Source organism: Sphingomonas sp. PEI4 (assembly GCF_056679955.1).
The window spans coordinates 1,881,957-1,901,607 of record NZ_CM155258.1; the positions used below are offsets into that span (position 1 = coordinate 1,881,957).

At 67.4% G+C, this 19,651-nt stretch carries 16 protein-coding genes; 13 read left to right on the forward strand and 3 right to left on the reverse strand.

What is annotated here, in order from left to right; translation table 11 throughout:
* Positions 1-238: 238 nt before the first annotated feature.
* From AC1MLZ_RS08590 to AC1MLZ_RS08600, 3 genes are all read left to right on the forward strand, one after another.
* Entirely contained in the window at positions 239-1,195 is a 957-nt protein-coding gene (locus AC1MLZ_RS08590; RefSeq protein ID WP_056055084.1) for an isopenicillin N synthase family dioxygenase, read from the forward strand.
* Between the two features lie 255 nt (positions 1,196-1,450).
* Positions 1,451-4,225 (forward strand): DNA polymerase I, encoded by a 2,775-nt coding sequence (gene polA / locus AC1MLZ_RS08595; protein WP_480961274.1) that lies wholly within the window; start codon positions 1,451-1,453, stop codon positions 4,223-4,225.
* A 145-nt stretch (positions 4,226-4,370) separates the two neighbouring features.
* Positions 4,371-5,888, forward strand: coding sequence for a lipopolysaccharide biosynthesis protein (locus AC1MLZ_RS08600; protein WP_480961506.1), 1,518 nt, complete (start codon positions 4,371-4,373; stop codon positions 5,886-5,888).
* 5 nt (positions 5,889-5,893) lie between these two features.
* Here the strand turns inward: AC1MLZ_RS08600 and AC1MLZ_RS08605 are convergent, their stop codons facing one another.
* The gene (locus AC1MLZ_RS08605) at positions 5,894-6,922 is read right to left on the reverse strand and encodes a polyprenyl synthetase family protein (RefSeq protein ID WP_480961275.1); all 1,029 of its coding nucleotides are present in this window, start codon (positions 6,920-6,922) and stop codon (positions 5,894-5,896) included.
* 130 nt (positions 6,923-7,052) lie between these two features.
* On the opposite strand from AC1MLZ_RS08605, the gene AC1MLZ_RS08610 reads away from it, so the two are divergent.
* From AC1MLZ_RS08610 to AC1MLZ_RS08655, 10 genes are all read left to right on the forward strand, one after another.
* A complete protein-coding gene (locus AC1MLZ_RS08610) occupies positions 7,053-7,337 on the forward strand; it encodes a chorismate mutase (RefSeq protein ID WP_480961276.1) in 285 nt (94 codons plus the stop codon).
* Between the two features lie 247 nt (positions 7,338-7,584).
* On the forward strand, positions 7,585-8,244 hold the full coding sequence (locus AC1MLZ_RS08615; protein ID WP_480961277.1) for a dTMP kinase: 660 nt from the start codon (positions 7,585-7,587) through the stop codon (positions 8,242-8,244).
* A gap of 86 nt (positions 8,245-8,330) precedes the next feature.
* Positions 8,331-8,564, forward strand: a complete 234-nt coding sequence (locus tag AC1MLZ_RS08620) for a hypothetical protein (protein WP_480961278.1) — start codon at positions 8,331-8,333, stop codon at positions 8,562-8,564.
* A complete protein-coding gene (locus AC1MLZ_RS08625; protein ID WP_480961279.1) occupies positions 8,561-9,358 on the forward strand; it encodes a TOBE domain-containing protein in 798 nt (265 codons plus the stop codon). The genes AC1MLZ_RS08620 and AC1MLZ_RS08625 overlap by 4 nt, the downstream gene beginning before the upstream one ends.
* Positions 9,359-9,532: 174 nt before the next feature.
* Positions 9,533-9,985: a MarR family winged helix-turn-helix transcriptional regulator gene (locus AC1MLZ_RS08630; protein ID WP_480961280.1), complete on the forward strand. Its 453-nt coding sequence runs from the start codon at positions 9,533-9,535 to the stop codon at positions 9,983-9,985.
* The gene (locus AC1MLZ_RS08635) at positions 9,982-12,036 is read left to right on the forward strand and encodes an FUSC family protein (protein WP_480961281.1); all 2,055 of its coding nucleotides are present in this window, start codon (positions 9,982-9,984) and stop codon (positions 12,034-12,036) included. Before AC1MLZ_RS08630 ends, AC1MLZ_RS08635 begins: the two co-directional genes overlap by 4 nt.
* Entirely contained in the window at positions 12,033-12,239 is a 207-nt protein-coding gene (locus AC1MLZ_RS08640; protein ID WP_480961282.1) for a DUF1656 domain-containing protein, read from the forward strand. Before AC1MLZ_RS08635 ends, AC1MLZ_RS08640 begins: the two co-directional genes overlap by 4 nt.
* Positions 12,236-13,138, forward strand: a complete 903-nt coding sequence (locus tag AC1MLZ_RS08645; protein ID WP_480961283.1) for an efflux RND transporter periplasmic adaptor subunit — start codon at positions 12,236-12,238, stop codon at positions 13,136-13,138. Before AC1MLZ_RS08640 ends, AC1MLZ_RS08645 begins: the two co-directional genes overlap by 4 nt.
* A 116-nt stretch (positions 13,139-13,254) precedes the next feature.
* Entirely contained in the window at positions 13,255-14,676 is a 1,422-nt protein-coding gene (locus AC1MLZ_RS08650) for an efflux transporter outer membrane subunit (RefSeq protein ID WP_480961284.1), read from the forward strand.
* A complete protein-coding gene (locus AC1MLZ_RS08655) occupies positions 14,673-16,172 on the forward strand; it encodes a DHA2 family efflux MFS transporter permease subunit (RefSeq protein ID WP_480961507.1) in 1,500 nt (499 codons plus the stop codon). Before AC1MLZ_RS08650 ends, AC1MLZ_RS08655 begins: the two co-directional genes overlap by 4 nt.
* A 110-nt stretch (positions 16,173-16,282) precedes the next feature.
* Here AC1MLZ_RS08655 and mdoH read toward each other — a convergent pair whose 3' ends face one another.
* Together mdoH and AC1MLZ_RS08665 are read right to left on the reverse strand one after the other, a co-directional pair.
* Positions 16,283-18,091 carry a glucans biosynthesis glucosyltransferase MdoH gene (mdoH, locus tag AC1MLZ_RS08660; protein ID WP_480961285.1) on the reverse strand — a complete coding sequence of 603 codons (1,809 nt, stop codon included), beginning with the start codon at positions 18,089-18,091 and terminating at the stop codon, positions 16,283-16,285.
* The gene (locus tag AC1MLZ_RS08665; RefSeq protein WP_480961286.1) at positions 18,091-19,584 is read right to left on the reverse strand and encodes an OpgD/OpgG family glucan biosynthesis protein; all 1,494 of its coding nucleotides are present in this window, start codon (positions 19,582-19,584) and stop codon (positions 18,091-18,093) included. Before AC1MLZ_RS08665 ends, mdoH begins: the two co-directional genes overlap by 1 nt.
* Positions 19,585-19,651: the final 67 nt, after the last annotated feature.

Below are 19,651 nucleotides of genomic sequence, written 5' to 3' on the forward strand. Positions count from 1 at the left end.
TCCGGGGTGACGGAGTGGCGGCCCTAGTATCCTCCCCCGCCAGGGGGAGGTGGCTGGCGCTTGCCAGACGGAGGGGGGGAAACAGCGACGCCTGTTTCGCGTCCTCCCCCTCCGTTACCTTCGGCGCCCACCCGCAGAGGGAGGGTCGTCCAAAATGTGAACGCAGCCTAACCCAGGCATTTGGCACCGCCCCCCCGATCCCCTATATCGGGCGTCCCCCAATCCGGACACGCAACCCATGCTCGATACCCCCGCCGCCCAGGTCCCGACCCTCAGCCTCGCCACGCAGGACACCGATCCCGACGGTTTCGCCGCCGCGTTCGGCGAATCGTTCGAGCGGTACGGCTTCGCGATCGTCGCCGATCACGGCATCCCCGCCGACCTGATCGAGCGCGCCTGGGCAGAGACCAAGCTCCTGTTCGACCTGCCCGAGGACGAGAAGCGCGGCTATCACATCCCCGGCGGCGGCGGCGCGCGCGGCTACACGCCGTTCAAGACCGAGATCGCCAAGGACGCCAAGGTCGTCGACCTCAAGGAATTCTGGCACGTCGGCCGCGAACTGCCCGAGGGTCATCGCTATGCGGACACGATGGCCCCGAACGTCTGGCCGACCCGGCCCGAAGGCTTCAAGCCCGTCTTCCTCGAACTCTTCGCCGCGTTCGACCGCGCCGGCGACAAGCTCCTGTCCGCGATCGCGCGCCACCTGAAGCTCAAGCCCGACTGGTTCGATCCTGCGGTGAAGGACGGTAACAGCATCCTTCGTCTGCTGCATTACCCCCCGATCCCTGCCGATGCCGAAGGCGTCCGCGCCGGCGCGCATGAGGACATCAACCTCATCACCCTACTGCTCGGTGCCGAGGAAGCGGGTCTAGAGTTGCTCGACCGCGCCAACGGCCGCTGGCTGTCGATCAAGCCGCCCGAGGGCGCGATGGTCGTCAACGTTGGCGACATGCTCCAGCGCCTGACCAACAACGTGCTGCCTTCCACCACGCACCGCGTCGTAAACCCGCCGCCCGAGCGTCGCGGCCACTCGCGTTATTCGATGCCGTTCTTCCTGCATCCGGCGCCGGACTTCCTGATCGAGACGCTGCCGGGGACGATCACGCCGGACAATGCGAACCGCTATCCGAACCCGATCACTGCGCATGATTATCTGTACGAGCGGCTGGTCGAGATCGGGCTGATCAAGAAGTAAGGGCGCCCTTCCTCGGGGCGCCCCATTTAAGCGCCACCCCGGCGAAGGCCGGGGCCCAGTTGGAAAGGTTCCGGTAACGACGCACACCGCTTCGTTATCGCCGTCCCCCAACTGGGCCCCGGCCTCCGCCGGGGTGGCGTTGGCGGGTGGCGCAGAGGGGCCAGGTGCTCCCCCAACACTTTTCCCCGCACCTGATACCCAACAACCACGCTTCCGCCATTGGTCCCCGCGCCCGCATCCGCTAGACCGCGCGCGATGCCCCATCTCTATCTCGTCGACGGCTCCGGCTATATCTTCCGCGCCTATCATCGGCTGCCGCCGCTCACCAACAAGCATGGCGAGCCGGTCGGCGCGGTGTACGGCTACACCACGATGCTGTGGAAGCTCGCGGACGAGGTTCACGCAGCCGACGGCCCAACCCACATGGCCGTGATCCTAGACAAATCATCGAAGACCTTCCGCAACGATCTCTACGACAAGTACAAGGCGCAGCGTCCCCCTCCGCCCGAGGACCTCGTCCCGCAGTTCCCGATGATCCGCGACGCCACGCGCGCCTTCTCGCTGCCGTGCATCGAGACCGAGGGACTCGAGGCGGACGACATCATCGCGTGTTACTCGAAGGCAGCACTCGCGCAGGGCTGGGAAGTCACGATCGTGTCGTCCGACAAGGATCTGATGCAGCTGATCGAGCCCGGCCTCGACATGTACGACACGATGAACAACCGCCGGCTCGGCGCGGAGCACGTCGCGGAGAAGTTCCACGGCGTCTCCCCCGCGCAACTCGGCGACGTGCTCGCGCTGATGGGCGACAGCGTCGACAACGTCCCCGGCGTGCCCGGCGTCGGCCCCAAGACCGCGGCAAAGCTGATCCTCGAACACGGCGATCTCGAATCCGTGCTCGCCGCCGCCGACGGCATGAAGACGGGCAAGCTGCGCGACAATCTGATCGAGCATGCCGAGATGGCGCGGCTGTCGAAGGTGCTCGTCACGCTGAAATGCGACGTCGTGCTGCCCGAGCCGCTGGAAGACCTCGAACTCAAGGGCATCCCCGACGCGCCGCTGCGTGCGTTCCTGGAGCATCACGGCTTCAAGTCGCTGATCGCCAAGCTCTCCGCGGTCGCCGAAGCGCCCGTCGAGACACCCACGAGCACGGCCGATCTCGACGAGGACGAGCCCTGCAAGCACGACGATTACGAAACCGTCGTCGACGAGGCCGCACTGGATCGCTGGATCATGATCGCCAAGCATCAGGGCTGGATCGCGATCGACACCGAGACGACCGGCATCGACGCCACGCGCGCCGATCTGGTCGGCGTGAGCATGGCGCTGCATCCGAACCTCGCCTGCTACGTCCCGATCGCGCATGGCGGCACCGATTTGCTCGCGGAAAACCCGGTCCAGCTCGACCGCGCGCTCGTGCTCGCAAAACTGAAGCCGTTGCTGGAGGATCCGAGCGTCCTCAAGATCGGGCACAACCTCAAATACGACATGATCGTCCTCGGCCGCGCCTATGCCGCGACCGGTGGGGTGCAGATCGCGCCGTTCGACGACACGATCGTGATGAGCTTCGATCTCGACGCCGGCCTGCACGGCCACGGCATGGACGAACTCGCCGCCACGCATCTCTCGCACACCTGCATCGCGTTCAAGGACGTCGTCGGCACCGGCAAGACACAGCGGACCTTCAACGAAATCGACCTCAAGACGGCGACCCGTTACGCAGCCGAGGACGCCGACGTGACGCTCCGCCTCTGGCGCCGGTTCAAGCGCCGCCTCCCCGCAGAAGGCTCGACGCGGGTATATGAGATGGTCGACCGCCCACTTGTCCCTGTCATCGCGCAGATGGAGATGCACGGCATCAAGGTCGACGCGGCGAAACTGTCGAAACTCTCGACCGAGTTCGCCGGCCAGATGGCAAGCCTCGAAACCGAAATCCACGCGCTCGCCGGCGGACCATTCACGATCGGCAGCCCCAAGCAATTGGGCGACGTGCTGTTCGAGAAGATGGGCATCAAGGGCGGCCGTAAGGGCAAGTCGGGCGTCTATTCGACCGACGTCACCGAACTGGAGCGGATCGCTGCCGACAAGGACTCGCCGGGTGCAGTGATCGCGCGGAAGGTGCTCGACTGGCGCCAGTTGTCGAAGCTGAAATCCACCTACACCGACGCGTTGCAGGCGCAGATCAACCCGGCGACGGGCCGCGTCCACACCTCGTACAGCCTGACCGGTGCGCAGACCGGCCGCCTGTCGTCGACGGATCCCAACCTCCAGAACATCCCGATCCGCACGGAGATCGGCCGCCAGATCCGCGACGCGTTCGTGGCCGAGCCCGGCAACGTCATCCTCGCCGCCGATTATTCACAGATCGAGCTGCGGCTGGCCGCGCACATGGCCAACGTCCCCGCGCTGAAGGCCGCGTTCGCGAACGGTGACGACATCCACAGCCTCACCGCGCAGGAACTGTTCGGCGAGGTCAACCGCGACACCCGCGGCCGTGCGAAGACGATCAACTTCGCGATCCTCTACGGCATCTCGCGCTGGGGTCTCGCCGGTCGGCTCGACGTGAGCGCGGACGAGGCGCAGGCGATGATCGAACGCTATTTCGATCGCTTCCCCGGCATCTCGACCTACATCGTCGAGACCACCGAAAGCGTCCGTGCGAGCGGCTTCACGACCACCCTGTTCGGCCGAAAGACGCACTTCCCGCGCATTCGCTCGAAGATCCAGCACGAACGCCAGGGTGCCGAGCGCGCCGCGATCAACGCCCCGATCCAGGGCACCAGCGCCGACATCATCAAGCGCGCCATGGTCCGCATGGGGCCGGCGTTGCTCGAAGCGGGGCTGCCGAACGTCCGCATGCTCCTCCAGGTCCACGACGAACTCGTGTTCGAATTGCCGGAGGGTGACGTGGAAGCAGCCAAGCCCGTGATCGAGCGTGTCATGGCAACGGCGGCGCAACCCGCGGTGACGCTGGACGTGCCGCTCGGCATCGAGATCGGAACCGGCCTGAGCTGGGGCGCGGCGCATTGAGCCAGTCTTCTCCGTCATGCCGGGCCCTTCGGCTACGCTCAGGAGAGCCTCGTTCCGGCATCCACCGTTCCGCGTACTCGTCGATCGTTGGCTGTGCGGAACCGTGGACCCCGGAACAAGCCCGGGGTGACGGAGGCTGTTGGCAGTGACCGAGGCCACGCAGGATATCGACACGCTCGCGAAGGGCGGTCGCACCAACATCGCCGGCTTCGTCCTCCGCCTTGCCGCGCGGATCCCGTTCCTGTTCATCGCCGGCCGCATCTACGGCCCCGACCTCGTCGGACGGTTCGCGATCGCGGTCGTGGTCGTCGAACTCGCCGCGCTCCTCGCCACGCTCGGCCTGAAGCGCGGTCTCGCCCAAGCGCTCAGCAGCACGGATCGCCCGCACGCGTGCGTCGTGTGGGACGCGATGGCGGTCGCGTTCGTCGCATCGCTCATCGCCAGTGTGGTGCTCTGCACCTTCCCACAGATCATGTACCCGAACAGCGCGATCACCGGGCTCGACCGGTTCCTGCCGCTGATCATCGTCGCGATCGCCTGGTCCGACGTCAGCCTCGCCGCGCTCGCCTATCGCCTAAACGTCAAGGCTGCGGTGACTGCTCGCGCGGTCGTCGAGCCGTGGACGATCTCGATCGCCGCCTGGGCATTCTCGTATTTCACGATTCGCGACGGCCTCGTGCTCAGCTACGTCGCGTCGATGACCGCGGCGCTGATCGCGAGCCTCGTGCCGTTCCTGCGCAGCTACGGCGTGCCGCGCGGCTGGTCGCCGCACCTCCGCCCGCTCTACGCGCTCGCCCGCGCCAACGTGCCGCTCGCCGGCGCCGACATCCTCGAATGGGGCAGCCGCAACGTCGACCGCTTCATCCTCGGCGTGATGTTCGAACCCAAAATTGTCGGTATCTATTACATGGCGCAACAGGTCGCGAGCCTGCCGCAGAAGCTCAAGACCAGCTTCGACCCGATCCTCGGCCCCGTCATCACGCACAGCCTCGCGATCAACGACCGCGCGGCGATCGCCAACCAGGTGCGGCAGGTCGCGTTCTGGATCATGGCGGCACAAGGCGGCCTCGCGCTGATGGGCTCGATCCCCGGCGAAGCGGTGATGGGCGTGGTCGGGCCGCAATTCGTCGCCGGCACCGCCGCGCTCGCGTTCCTGCTGACCGCCGAAGTGCTCGCCTCGACCGGCGCCGTCAGCGAATCGGCGCTGGTCTACATCGCGCGCCACCGCAATCTGATGATCTCCGCGGCGATGCTCGCGTTCCAGGTCGGCCTGAGCTTCACGTTGATCTTCACGATTCGAGCGATGGGCTATCCCGTCAATTACCAGGCGGCCGGCCCGGCGATCGCGCTCATGCTGTCGGTAGGGCTGACCTCGATCATCAAGTCGAAGCTGCTCGGCCATCTCCTCGGCGCCAACGTGTCGCCGTGGCGCTGGCCGTTGATCTGGGCCGCGCTCGCCGCGATCGTCGTCGGCGGCGCGTTCACGGCATTGCCCAAACGCTACGAATGGGTCGAGCTCGCGATCGGCGAACCCGCGATCGCGGCCACCTATCTCTACATCCTGTGGAAATACGCTTTCGGGCCTGCGGACCGCGCGCTGTTCGGCAAATCGGCCCCTGTCAGCGAGGCTACGCTACCGAATGCCGGATCACCGATCCGCTAAGGCGATCAGTATGCGCGAGCGACCGCGAACTCGACGGCTTCGACCATCGCATCCTTGGCAGCGCCATTGGGAAAGCCACCGATCGAATCGATCGCGCGCTGGCCGTAATGCCGAGCCCTGGCGAAGGTGTCGTCGATCGCGCGAGTCGAGCGGATCAGGCGGATCGCGTGCTGCAAATCGGCTTCGCTGTCACGGCGACCTTCGACCGCATCCTTCCAGAACGCACGATCCTCGGCCGATCCGCGCGCATAGGCGAGGATAACCGGGAGCGTCATTTTCCCCTCGCGGAAGTCATCGCCCGCGTCCTTGCCCATCGTGTCCGCGTCCGAGACGTAATCGATCGCGTCGTCGACCAGCTGAAACGCGATGCCGAGGTTGCGACCATAGGCGTCGAGCGCGGCTTCCTCGGCTTCGGGCCGCTCCGCGACGACCGCCGAAATCCGGCAGGCGGCGGCAAACAACGCTGCGGTCTTCGCACCGATGATGTCGAGATAACGCTCTTCGCCGAGATCGACGCGCCGCGCCGCGGTGAGCTGGTTGACCTCGCCTTCCGCGATGACCGCGCTGGTCGAGGACAAGATCTTCAGCGCCTTGAGACTGCCGGCCTCGACCATCAGCTCGAAACTGCGGCTGAACAGGAAATCGCCGACCAATACGCTGGCGGGGTTGCCCCAGATGATGTTGGCGGTGCGTTTTCCCCGGCGCAGGTCCGAGCCGTCGACGACGTCGTCGTGCAGCAGCGTGGCCGTGTGGATGAACTCGACCGCGGCGGCGAGCAGGTGATGCTGCGTACCCGAATACCCGATCAGCTGGGCGCTCGCGAGCGTCAGCATCGGCCGCATCCGCTTGCCGCCGCCCGCGATCAGGTGACCGGCGAGTTCGGGGATCAGCGGGATTTCCGACTGCATCCGGCCGCGGATCACCGCATTGACCTGGTCCATGTCGCCGGAGACGAGTTTGACCATCGGGTCCAGCGACGGCTGGGGCTCCGAATTGGGACGTACGGATTCGAGGCGGTGGACGGTGGCGCTCATCTCTCCGAGCCTCTGACGCCTATGCCCCTGCAAAGCAACCCTTGCCGGGCCCCGTCGAGCCTTGCCGGGCCTTGCGGAGTAGGACGCATCCCCGCAAAAGGCCGCCCGAACCAATCTGGAAGGGTGCGCGATGGCTGACGACCTGTTGAACGGATATCGCCAGAGCATCGACAATATCGATGCGGCGCTGATCCACATGCTCGCCGAGCGTTTCAAGGTCACGCAGGCGGTCGGCAGGCACAAGGCGACGCACGGCCTGCCGCCCGCCGACCCCGGCCGCGAGGAACGCCAGATCGCGCGGCTCCGGCAACTCGCGGCGGACGCGCAGCTCGATCCTGAATTCTCGGAAAAATTCCTGCGCTTCATCATCGACGAAGTGATCCGCCACCATGAGCGGTTGGCGCACGAAGGCTGAGCGATCGGGGCGATCGCACGGCTCCGGTATTTCGGCGGACCGCTGTTCACCGATGTGTCGACGCACAAGCCGTCCGGGTGCGCCCTTTCCGCCGTCGCCGCCTGCGCAAGGACAAGGAGAAGTCCCGGCCGAACTGGACGCCGCGCTACACCGCATCGCCGGGCGTCCCGTAGTCGCGCGGGGTTATTGCGCGGGCTGATCGATTTGCGGACTTTGGTGAGCCGGTCAGGCTTGCTAGGGCGCTCCCATGAGCTTTCTCCTGGCAATCGAAGGCGCCGACGGCGCGGGCAAGGCCACCGCCTCGGCGTTGGTGGTCGAGCAACTGCGCGCCGCCGGCCGCACCGCCGCGGTCGTGTCGTTCCCGCGCTATACCGAGACGGTCGGCGGCTGGGCGCTGGGCGCGATGCTGGCGGGCACCCTTCCGCGCGGCACGTCGCCCAAGGCGGCGGCGGTGCTGTATGCGCTCGACCGGATGGAATCGCGGGATCACCTGATGGCGACGGTGGCGGCGAATGACGTGGTGGTGTTCGACCGCTATATCGCATCGAACATGGCGTATCAGGCGGCGCAGGTTCCTCCACCCGAGGCGGATGCGATGATGGCGTGGATCGCCGACCTGGAGACGGGATCGTTCGCGCTGCCGAAGCCCGATCTGTCGGTGTATCTCGACACACCCGCCGACATCGCGCGCGGGCTGATCCTGAAGAAGCGCAAGCGGTCGTACACCGACGATGCGTTCGACGCGTACGAGGCGGATACCGGGCTGCAGGACCGGGTGCGCACGAATTATGCCGCGATGGCGAAGGCTCAGTTGCTGGGGCGCTGGGCTACGGTGCCGACGGTGGCTGACGGAGCGTCGCGGTTGCCCGCGGAGATTGCCGCGGAAATCGTAGCTCTTCTCGCCTAACGCCTCCCCACTCCACCCCGGCGAACGACATGCGACGCCCGCCAAGCGTCGTCCCCCAATTGGGCCCCGGCCTTCGCCGGGGTGGTATGCGCGTCGATTCGAACACGCGGACACGCCCGTTCCGCGACTCCTCCGGCTCGGCGTTCACGGTCATCGATGGCTATACGATCGTCAACGGCAGCATCGGCTTCCGCTCGAAACGGGGCTGGGAACTCGCCGTGTTCCAGGCGCAACTCCGGGCTGATCCTCGCCACGCCGAGCGACCCGCGCACGATCGGGCTTACCTTCCGCATCAAGCAGTGAGTATGACGCGGGGATGACGGACCCCGCCCTCCACGCCACGATCCTGCTCGCCAAAGACCAGGCCGGTCGCGTCGGCGCCAACCGGATCGCACTGCTCCGCGCGATCCGCGACGGTGGCTCGATCACCAGTGCGGCGAAGGCCGTCGGGTTGAGCTACAAGGCGGCGTGGGATGCGGTGCAGGTGATGAACAATCTGTTCGACCGCCCGCTCGTGCTCCCAGTCGCGGGCGGCAAGGACGGCGGCGCGAGCCCGATCACGGAGGCGGGCGTGGCCGTGCTCGACGGTTACGCGGTCGCCGAAGCCGAACTTGCCAGCGCGATGGCGCGGATCGAGGCGAGCGTGTCGAACGGACTGTCGCTGAAGCCTTTGCTATGGGGAATCGGGATGAAGACGAGCGCACGCAACGTGTTGCGCGGCACGGTGTCGCGCGTAACGCCGGGGACGATCGATGCCGAGGTTACGCTGGCCGTCGCCGAAGGGGTCGAGATCGTCGCGACGATCACGCGCGGCAGTGCAGAGGATCTCGGGCTGGTGCCGGGCGCGACCGCGCTCGCGCTGATCAAGTCGAGCTTCGTGATCCTCGCGCGCGGTGACGAGAGCTTGCGGACGTCGGCACGCAACACGCTGGCGGGGACGGTGATCGCGCGGGAGGACGGCGCGATCTCCAGCGAAGTGACGCTGGAACTGACGGTCGGCAAGACGCTGACCGCGACGTTGACGAAGGAGAGTGCGGAGGCACTCGACTTGCAGGTGGGGACGCGCGCATTGGCGTTGATCAAGGCGAGCCATGTGATCCTGGCGGTCGAGTAGGGGCCACCACGCACCCGTCATCCTGATGAAAGTCAGGATGACGGGCGGTTTCGACTATCCCGCTCCTTCGGCCACGGGCGGCGCAGCATGGCCAAGTTCAAGCTCTCCCTAACTTTTCCGTCATGAACCGATTCCGCATTGCAGCATAAGCAAACGTCATTACTTAGCACGCTAATGACATCCCCTCGCGCCGTCCTCGAATCATCCTACGCCCGCACCCTCTTGCCGCTTGCGAGAATGTGGCGGCGGGCGGCGGATCGTGCGCTGAGCGACATGAACGTCTCCGCGTCGACCGGCTGGGCGCTCGTCCAGGTTGGGCGGCTCGGCGAAGACGTCCGCCAGACCGATCTCGCCAGCGAACTCGACGTCACCCAGGCGTCGCTGGTCCGCTCGATCGACCAGATGGCCGCCGCCAACCTCGTCGAGCGCCAGCGCGATCCGCAGGACGCGCGCGTCAGCCGCATCCGCCTGACCGATCACGGCCGCGCGCTCGTGACCACGATCGAGGCGAAATTCGCGAGCTTGCGGGCGGCGATGCTGGACGACGTGTCCGACGACGACCTCGCCACCGCGCTGCGCGTTGCCGAACGGCTCGGTGCGCGGTTCGCGGCGGATCACAGGCGATGATCCTTGCAAAATTCGGCGCAAAGGAAGCGCTCTTCTCGGTCAAATGCCTGATCGCGGCGTTGCTCGCCTATTACATTGCGCTCAGGATCGGGCTGACGCGGCCGTATTGGGCGGTGACGACGTCGTACATCGTTGCCCAGCCATTGGCGGGCGCGGTGCTGTCGAAAGCGGTGTTTCGGGTCGCGGGCACGGTGCTCGGCGCAATAGCCGCGGTCGTGCTAGTGCCGAACCTGGTCAACGCGCCCGAACTCCTGTCGCTGGGGCTCGCCTTGTGGCTCGGCGTGTGCCTGTACATCTCGCTGCTCGATCGCACCCCCCGCGCGTACGTCTTCCTGCTGGCCGGCTATACCGCGAGCATCATCGGCTTCCCATCGGTGGCGGCACCGGGCGCGATCTTCACGACCGCGGCGTTGCGCGTGCAGGAGATCACGATCGGGATCCTCTGCGGCAGCCTGATCCACGGCTTCGTCTTCCCGCAGACGGTGACCGCGGCGTTGCTCGGACGGATCGACGCGATCCTGGCGGATGCCGAACGCTGGTCGCGCGATTCGCTTGCCGGCGCGTCCGATACCAAGCTCGACCGCGACCGGCGCCGGCTCGCGCTGGATATCAACGAACTGCATCAGCTCTCCATCCACCTGCCGTTCGATACCGCACGGCTTCTTCCACGCGTCAGGACCTTGCGCGCCCTGCAAGCGGAACTGTCGATGCTGCTGCCGCTGGCGAGCGCGGTCGACGACCGGATCGTCGAGCTGACCCGCGGCGCCGACGCCCCCCGCCCCGAGGCACTCGCACTGATCGAGGACGTGCGCGAATGGCTGCGCGATCCGCCTGCAGTCGAGCGACGGGGCGCGACCGCCGATGCACTCATCGCCCGCGCAAAGGCGCTCGAGCCGCCGGTCGCTACTACGCTTATCTGGCGCGACGCGCTGCGCCTGAGCCTGCTCGCACGCCTGGGCGAACTGGTCGACGCGCACCGCAACGCGCGCGACCTGCGCGATCAGATGCGCTCGCCGTCGCGAACCGCGATAACCCCGGCGGTCGCCCGGCTGCTGGCCCGGACCGCGCGGCGACCGCTCCACCGTGACCGCGGCATCGCGCTGCGGGCGGCGGCGGGCACCGTCACGACAATCCTGCTCGGCTGCGCGTTCTGGATCGGCACCGGCTGGAGCGACGGTGCGGGCGCGGTGCTGATCGCGGGCGTGTGCTGCGCGCTGTTCGGCAACAGCGACAACCCCGCGCCGGCGATCATGGCATTCTTCTACGGCACCATCATCGGCCTCGTCATCTCGGCCGTGTACGCCTTCACGATCCTGCCGCGAGTGACCGATTTCGTGACGTTGGCCGCCGTGCTCGCGCCGCCGATGCTGATCGGGGGCATGTTCCTCGCGCGCCCTTCGACCTTGCTGGTGACGCTCGGCGCGTTGCTCGGCGGCCTGAACACGGTCGGGTTGAACGACCGCTATGGCGGCGGGTTCGATACGTTCCTGAACGGCGGCATCTCGCAATTGGTCGGCACGTTGTTCGCAGTCGTCACGGTCGGCCTGTTCCAGACGATCGGCGCGGACACCAGCGCGCGGCGGCTGATCCGCGCGGGGTGGCGCGAACTGGCGGCGCGGAGCGACTCGCCGGGCCGTCCCGACGCCGCAGGCTGGATTGCCCGCATGCTCGACCGGATCGGCCTGCTCGCGCCGCGGCTCGCAGCACAGGGAGAGGATCCGGGCAAGCCGCTGCTCGATGCGCTGACCGACCTGCGTGTCGGGGTCGCGGTCGGCGAGCTGCGGCAGATGCGGCTGGACGGCACGGCCGACGAGGCCATGATGATCACGCCTGTACTGCGCGGCATCGGCGCGCATTACCGTGCGCTGCGTCCCAACGAGCCCGCGCCGCCCGAGCCCGACCTGCTTGCCGGGATCGACGCGGCGATGACCCGCTTCGCCGAGAGCACGCCCGAGCGTCACCGTACGGGCGTGCTCGCGTTGACCTCGCTGCGTCGCAACCTCTTTCCTTCGGCACCAGCATATGGGCCCGTTTCCGGAGTGGCGGCATGACCGGCGAAATCTCGATCGGCGGCGTGTATCTGCCCAGCATCCTGCTGCTCGCGGTCGCCGCCGTGCTTCTCACCGGCGTCGCCACACGGCTGCTCGCCTTCGCCGGTGCCTACCGCCTGGTGACGTATCGGCCGCTCGTCGACCTCGCATTGTTCTTCCTAATCCTCGGGCTGCTCGCCCTGCTGACCGGACCTTCCGCATGACGTCTTCCCGTTTCAAATCGCTGTTCGCCCCGCTGGGTCGGTCGGCCGTCACGATCGTCATCGTCGCGCTCGCGGTGCTGGTCGCGCTGTGGTTGTGGAAGCGGTACGAGACCGATCCGTGGACGCGCGACGGGCATATCCGCGCCGATATCGTCCGCGTGACGCCCGACGTCGCTGGCCTGGTGACGCGGGTCGCGGTGCATGACAACCAGGCGGTGAAGCCCGGCGACGTCCTGTTCGTCGTCGATCGCCCACGCTTCCAGCTGACGCTGGCGCAGTCGGATGCGTCGATCGCGAGCGCGCGCGCGACGCTGTTGCAGGCGCGGCGAGAGGCGCAGCGCGATCTGGCGCTTGGCGATCTGGTCGCGAAGGAGACGCACGAGCAGAACGTCGCGCGCGTCGCCACCGCGTCGGCGGCGCTCGCGCAGGCGCAGAGCGCACGCTCGACCGCGGCGCTGAACCTCGCGCGGACGACGGTGCGCGCGACGGTGCATGGGATCGTCACCAACCTCGATCTCCACCCCGGCGACTATATCGCGACGGGCGCGCAGGCGATGGCGCTGGTCGACACCGATTCGCTCCGCGTCGAGGGATATTTCGAGGAGACCAAGCTCGGCAGCATCCATCTCGGCGATCCGGTGATCGTCCACCTGATGGGCGAACCGCAGGCGCTGCACGGTCGCGTCGACAGCATCGCCGCGGGGATCAACGACAGCGAGCGGACCAACACGACCAATTTGCTGCCCAATGTGAATCCGACCTTCAACTGGGTGCGGCTGGCGCAGCGTATTCCGGTGCGGGTGAAGCTGACCAGCGTGCCTAAGGGAGTGCAACTGATCGTCGGCCGGACTGCGACGGTGACGATTGAGCCGCGGGTCGCACCGGGGACGACGGCATGATGCGCGCCTCCATCCGCCCCACCCCCCGCCGTCATCCTGACGAAAGTCAGGACCCAGGGTTACAAGCGACGTCCTACGTGGCTCTGGGTCCTGACTTTCGTCAGGATGATGGAAGAGTGGGCACTGCTCGCGTCGGTCGCCGCGGTATCGCAACGGTCATCGCCTCGCTTGCCCTCGCCGCGTGCACGACCGCCGGCCCGAACTACGCCCTCCCTGAGTCGGCCGTCGTCAACCGCCCCTCCGCCCAAGGCTCATTCGACAGCGGCAACGAGAAGGCGTTCGCTGACACCCCCCTCCCCGATCACTGGTGGCAACTCTACGGCGACCCCCGCCTCGACGGCTTCGTCACCGAGGCGCTCGCCGCCAACACCGACCTGCGCGCCGCCGACGCGAACCTGCGCCGCGCCGACGCAGTCGTCGCCGAAGTCGCCGCGGGACGCACGCTGTCCACGGCGCTGGGCGGCGGGACGTCGCTCGATCGGCCCTACACGACCGGCGGCAACCTGCCGGGTACGCTCGACTACAACCTTGGCATCACGCTCGCCTACCCGCTCGACCTGTCCGGCCGCATCCGCCGCGCGATCGAAGCCGCACAGGGCGATGCCGAGGCGGTCGCCGCCGCGCGCGACAATGTCCGCGTGACCGTCGCCGCGGAGACCGCGCGCAGCTACGCCACCGCCTGCACCGCCAACTCCGTGCTGGCTGCGAACAACCGTATCCTCGCGCTGCAACGCCAGACGCTGACCGTCACGCAGCGCCTGCAACGCGGCGGTCGCGGCACCGCGTTCGACGTTACCCGGGCGAGGACGGCAGTCGACCAGAGCGAAGCGTTGATCCCGTCGCAGATCGCGACGCGCACTGCCGCGCTATACCGCCTCGCAACGCTGATGGGCCGCACACCCGCCGATTATCCGCGGGACGTCGCGACGTGCGCGAAGCCACCAGCACTCACCCGCCCGTTGCCGATCGGCGACGGCAGCGCCTTGATCCTCCGTCGCCCGGATATTCGCGCCGCCGAACGCACGCTCGCCGCCGCGACCGCACGGATCGGCGTCGCGACCGCCAACCTCTATCCGCAGGTCAGCCTTGGCGGGTCGGCGGGGTTGACCGGCCCGGTATCCTCGCTCGGTTCGAGCAATGCGTTCCACTTGGGGCTTGGGCCATTGATCAGCTGGAGCTTCCCCAACCGCCCGGTCATCCGCGCACAGATCGCGCAAGCGGGCGCGGCGGCGGACCAGGCGCTCGCGCAGTTCGATTCGACGACGCTGGAAGCCTTGCGCCAGACCGAGACCGCGCTCTCTGCCTATGCGCGTGAAGGCGACCGGAACGCCGCGCTCCGCCGTGCCCAGTCCAGCGCCGCGCGCGCCGCAGATCAGGCCGGGACGCTGTACCGGTTCGGCCGCACCGATTTCCTGTCGCTGCTGACCGCACAGGCCGCGCTGACCACCGCGCAAGCCAACCTCGCCACATCCGACGCGCTGCTGGTCGATCGCCAGGTCGACGTCTTCAGGGCGCTTGGTGGGGGGTGGCAGACGTGAGGCTGCGTCGCCGCGGGCTGGCGTCGATCAACAGCGAAATCCGCGACGGCATCATGCCCGCCGCCGACACCATCGCGAGAGTAGCCAAAGATGCGAACGCGCCAGTTCACACACCGAGCAACTACCGCGTCACTGCGCTGATCATCGCCTGCGCACTGTTCATGGAACAGATGGACTCGACCGTGCTCGCAACCGCGCTGCCGACGATGGCGCGCGATTTCGGCGTGCCGGCGACGAGCATGAGTTCGGCGCTGACCTCGTACCTGCTGGCGCTCGCGATCTTCATCCCGGCCAGCGGACGGCTCGCGGACCGGTTCGGCTCGCGCACGATCTTCCGCGCGGCGATCATTATCTTCGTCGGCGGATCGATGCTGTGCGGCCGGGCGACCAGCCTGCCGTTCATGATGTTCGCGCGCTTCCTGCAAGGGCTGGGCGGCGCGATGATGATCCCGATCGGCCGCCTCGTCCTGCTCCGCAGCGTCGCCAAGGAGGACATGGTCCAGGCGATGTCGTGGCTGATCATGCCCGCGCTGATCGGCCCGATCCTAGGGCCGCCGGTCGGCGGGGCGATCGTCACCTATCTCGACTGGCGCTGGATCTTCTACCTGAACGTCCCGATCGGGCTGCTCGGCGTCGTGCTGGTAACGCGCTACATCGGCGAGGTGCGCGAAGACAAACCCGCCAAGTTCGACGTGCCGGGCTTCATCCTGTCGGGCGTGTCGCTCGGTTGCCTGTTGTTCGGGTTCGAGATGACCAGCCGGACAGGCGAATTGTCGCGGGCGATCGGGCTGATCGTCGTCGGGCTGATCGCAGGCGGGTTCTACATCCGCCATGCCAAGCATCGCAGCGATCCGATCCTCGACCTGTCGTTGATGCGGATCCCGACCTTCCGGCTGTCGGTGATCGGCGGATCGCTGACCCGCATCACGCAGGGCGCGCAACCGTTCCTGTTGCCGATGATGCTCCAATTGGGCTTCGGGATGACCGCGGCGGCGAGCGGCGCGATCACGATTGCCGGCGCGATCGGGTCGTTGATGATGAAGAGCCTCGCACCGCGCGTGCTGCGCCGCTTCGGGTTCCGCAACAGCCTGATCGTCGGTGGCCTCTGCGCGAGTTCGGGTTATGCGGTGGCCGGACTGTTCCGCCCCGACTGGCCGATCCCGGTGATCTTCGGCGTGTTGATGATCTCGGGATTCTTCATGTCGTTCCAGTTCTCGGCCTACAACACGATCGCGTATGACGAGATCCCGTCGTCGCGGATGAGCAGCGCTACGAGCTTCTACGCGACGTTCCAGCAGTTGATGCTGTCGCTCGGCATCTGCGTGGGGGCGGCGTCGCTGCATGTCGGGATGCTGGGCACGGGGGCGACGCGGCCGGCGCTGGCGGACTTCACGCTCGCGTTCCTGGTGGTGACCGTGGTGTCGGCGTCGGCGACGATCTGGAACCGACGGTTCGCGGTGGATGCCGGCGCGGAGCTGAGCGGGCACCGGGCGTAATCCGTCACCCCGGACCTGTTCCGGGGTCCACCGTTCCGCACGTTCGCCAACTATTGAGAACGCGGAACCGTGGATGCCGGAACGAGCCCGGCATGACGGGGCACGTTGGGCTAGCCGCTATGCGCCGGCAGCGACGGTCGCGAGAGCACGGACACATGCTCGCCGGGCTCGACGAACATGCCGTGCGACAGCGCCCACCGCCCCGCCTTCTCGCTCGCGGTCAGCATGGTCAGGAACGGACTGAGCAGCAGCCCCAGAGTCACCGGCGCGAGCCACGCTGCGGTGATCGGCGCGAACGGCGTCACCAGCAACAGTGCCACCCCCACCCCGACATGCCAGCGATACCGCGGCATCACGTCCGCGAGGGACAGTTCATGTGCGTCCCGGTTCTGCGGTGCCCATCCGGACTTCCGCCCCATCAGGATCCCGGCGAGGTCGATCGTCTGCGTCAGCGCGATCACCGGCGCTGACAGCATCGAGAACGGTACGTCGATCAGTACCGACCGCACGATCCCGCGCCGCCCGCCGAACCCCGCGCGTCGTTCGGCATTCGAGACCGCCCAGATCACGCTCAACAGCTTCGGCCCGAACAAGAGCAACAACGTGACAACCAGCACTTCGAGAGACGTCTGCGCTTCGACGATGTTGCGCTCGCCGATCAGCGCCTGCACGACGCTCGTGACGATCATCAGCAGCCACACCGGCGAGGTGATGAACGCCGACGCCCCCATCAGCAGTTGCAGCCGGCTGACCCAGTGGAATCCCGACGATCCGAGCAGGCTCAGATGCTGGATATTTCCCTGCGCCCAACGCCGATCGCGCACCGCCGCGTCGATCAGAGTCGGCGGATATTCCTCGAACGTCTCCTCGGTCATCAGCATGTGCACGCGCCAGCCGCGTCGGCGCAGCAGCGCCGCCTCGACCATGTCGTGGCTCATGATGACGCCGCCGAACGGCGCGCGGCCCGGAAGGTCGGGCAAACCGCAACTGCTCGCGAACGCCTCGATCCGGATCAGCGCATTGTGGCCCCAGAAGGTCGCCTCCGAGCCAGACCACCAGACGAGGCCCGCGGTCGAGATCGGGCCGTAGAGGCGGCTGGCGAACTGCATCCAGCGCTGGAAGAACGTCACGCCGTTGATCACCGCAGGCACCGTCTGGAGCAGCGCCACCGCGGGCCGCCGTTCGAGCACCTGCGCCATGCCGATGATCGTGTTGCCGCCCATCAGGCTGTCCGCGTCGAGCATCAGCATGTAGCGATAGCCGCCGCCGAACCGCCGGATCCATTCCGCGACGTTGCCCGGCTTGCGGCCTACGTTTACGGTCCGGCGGCGGTAATAGAGCGCGCAGTCGAGCGTCGGCGCGAGGGCCTGCCACGCCGCGACCTCGGTCGCTTCCGCCGCTTCGCCCGAATCGCTCAGGATGAAGATATCGAAGCGGTCGGCGACCCCGGCCGCGGCGATCGCGCGCGCCATCCAGGCGATCCGCTCGAACACCGCGTCGATGTCTTCGTTATGGACCGGCATCAGGATCGCAGTGCGGCCTTCGAGCGGTTCGGACTGGCGCGGCGTGGGGACGAACCCCGGATGGCCGCCGGTCATCAGCAGCACGAAGCCGATTGCCGCGTTCATGAAGCCGAACGCGATCCACGCGAACAGCGGGAAGAACAGCATCAACAGCAACGCGTCCCACAGGCTCAGCCCGTCGGCCATCAGCGATTCCTGTACCGCCGACGACGCGGCGGTCGCGAGAAGGCCGGTCATCAGCACCAGGATGATCCGGCGCGCGAGCATGTCGTCCGACGACACCGCCTGGCCCGGCCCCGGTTCCGGCGCGGACCACGGCGGCGGGGGGCCATCGAACCGCTGAGCCGGCATCGCGATCGGCGTCTCGCCGGGCATCATGGCGGGGAGCAGCGGCATCAGAAGATCGACGTCAGGACGGTCTCGCTGAGTGCGCGACCGCCGCGCGTGAGGAACAACCGGACGTCGGCAGGGCCCCGAACCTCGGGTTCGACGTCGGCGGTGACACGCCAGCGGTTCTTCTGGCCGACGACCGGATAGGCCGCGTTCGCGAGCACCTTGCCGCGGACGACGTCGATCTTGGCGGTGACGCCGCTCTGCCGGTCGAGTCCGGCCAGACCTTCACCGACGAAATCCACGACCAGTTTCCGCGCGCCCTTCACCGGCTCCGCGCCAGGTCGGCCAGCAACGCCCTGCCAGCAATCGACAACATGCGCCGCGCTGGCGACCGCAGTCGGATCGGTCGATTTCCACGACAAGGTATAGTCGAACTGCAACCGCTGGCCAGCCTTGGCCGGCGCGGCGGGGGTCCAGAACGAGACGACATTGTCGACAGTCTCGCTGTTGGTCGGGAAGGCATACAGCATCACCGCGCCTTTGCCCCAATCGCCCTGCGGCTGGATCCACAGGTTGGGCCGGCGATCGTAGAACGCGCCGTCATCCTGGTAGTGATCGAAATTCCGATCGCGCTGGATCAGCCCGAAGCCCTTCGGTGCCTGGTCCGCGAAGCTGTCCAGCGTGTCATGCGGCGGATTGTTGAGCGGGCGCCAGATGCGTTCGCCCGCACCGGTGAGCAGCGCGAGGCCGTCCGAGTCGTGGATCTCGGGGCGCCAGTCGACCGCAGCGGCGCGATTGCCTTCGCCGTACCAGAACATGCTGGTCGCAGGCGCAACGCCGAGCCGTTCGATATCGCGGCGGATATTCAGGACGGACGATACCTGCTGTTCGACGCCCGCGCCCGCGACATGCCACGACTGGAAGCGGTACGCGCCGGTGACGCTGGCGCCGTCCATCAGCGCGTAGATCGTGTACGCGTCGGTGCCGGTCCGCTCGATCCAGAATTCGGTGAAGTCGGGGAATTCCTCGCGGCCCGGCAGCCCGGTGTTGATCGCGAGACCGCGCGCGGACAGGCCGTATTGGTCCTGCGCGCCGGCGGTGCGGAAATAGGACGCGCCCTGGAACGCCATCCAGTCGCTGGTCCCGCCCGGCGCCATCGCGCGGAACCCGGCGATGCCGAGCGCGGCGGCATGGCCCTCTTCCGCCTCGAACAGGTCGCGCGAGAAGTCGATGCGGCGCGCTTGCCCGCCCTCGACGACGTTGATCGCGACCGGCATCGGCGCATAGCGACCGAGCGGGAACAGGCGGATGCCGCCGGCCAGCGTCTTGTCCGCACGGAAGCGGATGCTGCCGACCTTGTCGTAATCGATCGCGGCGGCTGCGGCGACCTTGGCGGGCGCGCTATACGGCTTGGTTGCGAGCGTCGCGGCACGTTGCTGGAGCGCCTCCCACGAGAAGGGCACGGCCTTGCCGGGTTGCGTGCGCATCGCGGCAGCCGCCTGCGGGAGGACACCCAACAGACCTAGCGCGGTCAGTACTTCGCGTCGACCGATCATGCAGAGCGCTCCCTCGTCATCATGCTGCAATGCGGTAGCATAGTGACTTGGTCTGCGCGCGTCGACA

Bases quoted from the DNA above. Each gene is read 5' to 3' on its own strand.
- AC1MLZ_RS08590 (WP_056055084.1), top strand. From the start codon at position 239: ATGCTCGATACCCCCGCCGCCCAGGTCCCGACCCTCAGCCTCGCCACG.
- polA (WP_480961274.1), top strand. From the start codon at position 1,451: ATGCCCCATCTCTATCTCGTCGACGGCTCCGGCTATATCTTCCGCGCC.
- AC1MLZ_RS08605 (WP_480961275.1), bottom strand. From the start codon at position 6,922: ATGAGCGCCACCGTCCACCGCCTCGAATCCGTACGTCCCAATTCGGAG.
- AC1MLZ_RS08610 (WP_480961276.1), top strand. From the start codon at position 7,053: ATGGCTGACGACCTGTTGAACGGATATCGCCAGAGCATCGACAATATC.
- AC1MLZ_RS08615 (WP_480961277.1), top strand. From the start codon at position 7,585: ATGAGCTTTCTCCTGGCAATCGAAGGCGCCGACGGCGCGGGCAAGGCC.
- AC1MLZ_RS08620 (WP_480961278.1), top strand. From the start codon at position 8,331: ATGCGCGTCGATTCGAACACGCGGACACGCCCGTTCCGCGACTCCTCC.
- AC1MLZ_RS08625 (WP_480961279.1), top strand. From the start codon at position 8,561: ATGACGGACCCCGCCCTCCACGCCACGATCCTGCTCGCCAAAGACCAG.
- AC1MLZ_RS08630 (WP_480961280.1), top strand. From the start codon at position 9,533: ATGACATCCCCTCGCGCCGTCCTCGAATCATCCTACGCCCGCACCCTC.
- AC1MLZ_RS08635 (WP_480961281.1), top strand. From the start codon at position 9,982: ATGATCCTTGCAAAATTCGGCGCAAAGGAAGCGCTCTTCTCGGTCAAA.
- AC1MLZ_RS08640 (WP_480961282.1), top strand. From the start codon at position 12,033: ATGACCGGCGAAATCTCGATCGGCGGCGTGTATCTGCCCAGCATCCTG.
- AC1MLZ_RS08645 (WP_480961283.1), top strand. From the start codon at position 12,236: ATGACGTCTTCCCGTTTCAAATCGCTGTTCGCCCCGCTGGGTCGGTCG.
- mdoH (WP_480961285.1), bottom strand. From the start codon at position 18,091: ATGCCGCTGCTCCCCGCCATGATGCCCGGCGAGACGCCGATCGCGATG.
- AC1MLZ_RS08665 (WP_480961286.1), bottom strand. From the start codon at position 19,584: ATGATCGGTCGACGCGAAGTACTGACCGCGCTAGGTCTGTTGGGTGTC.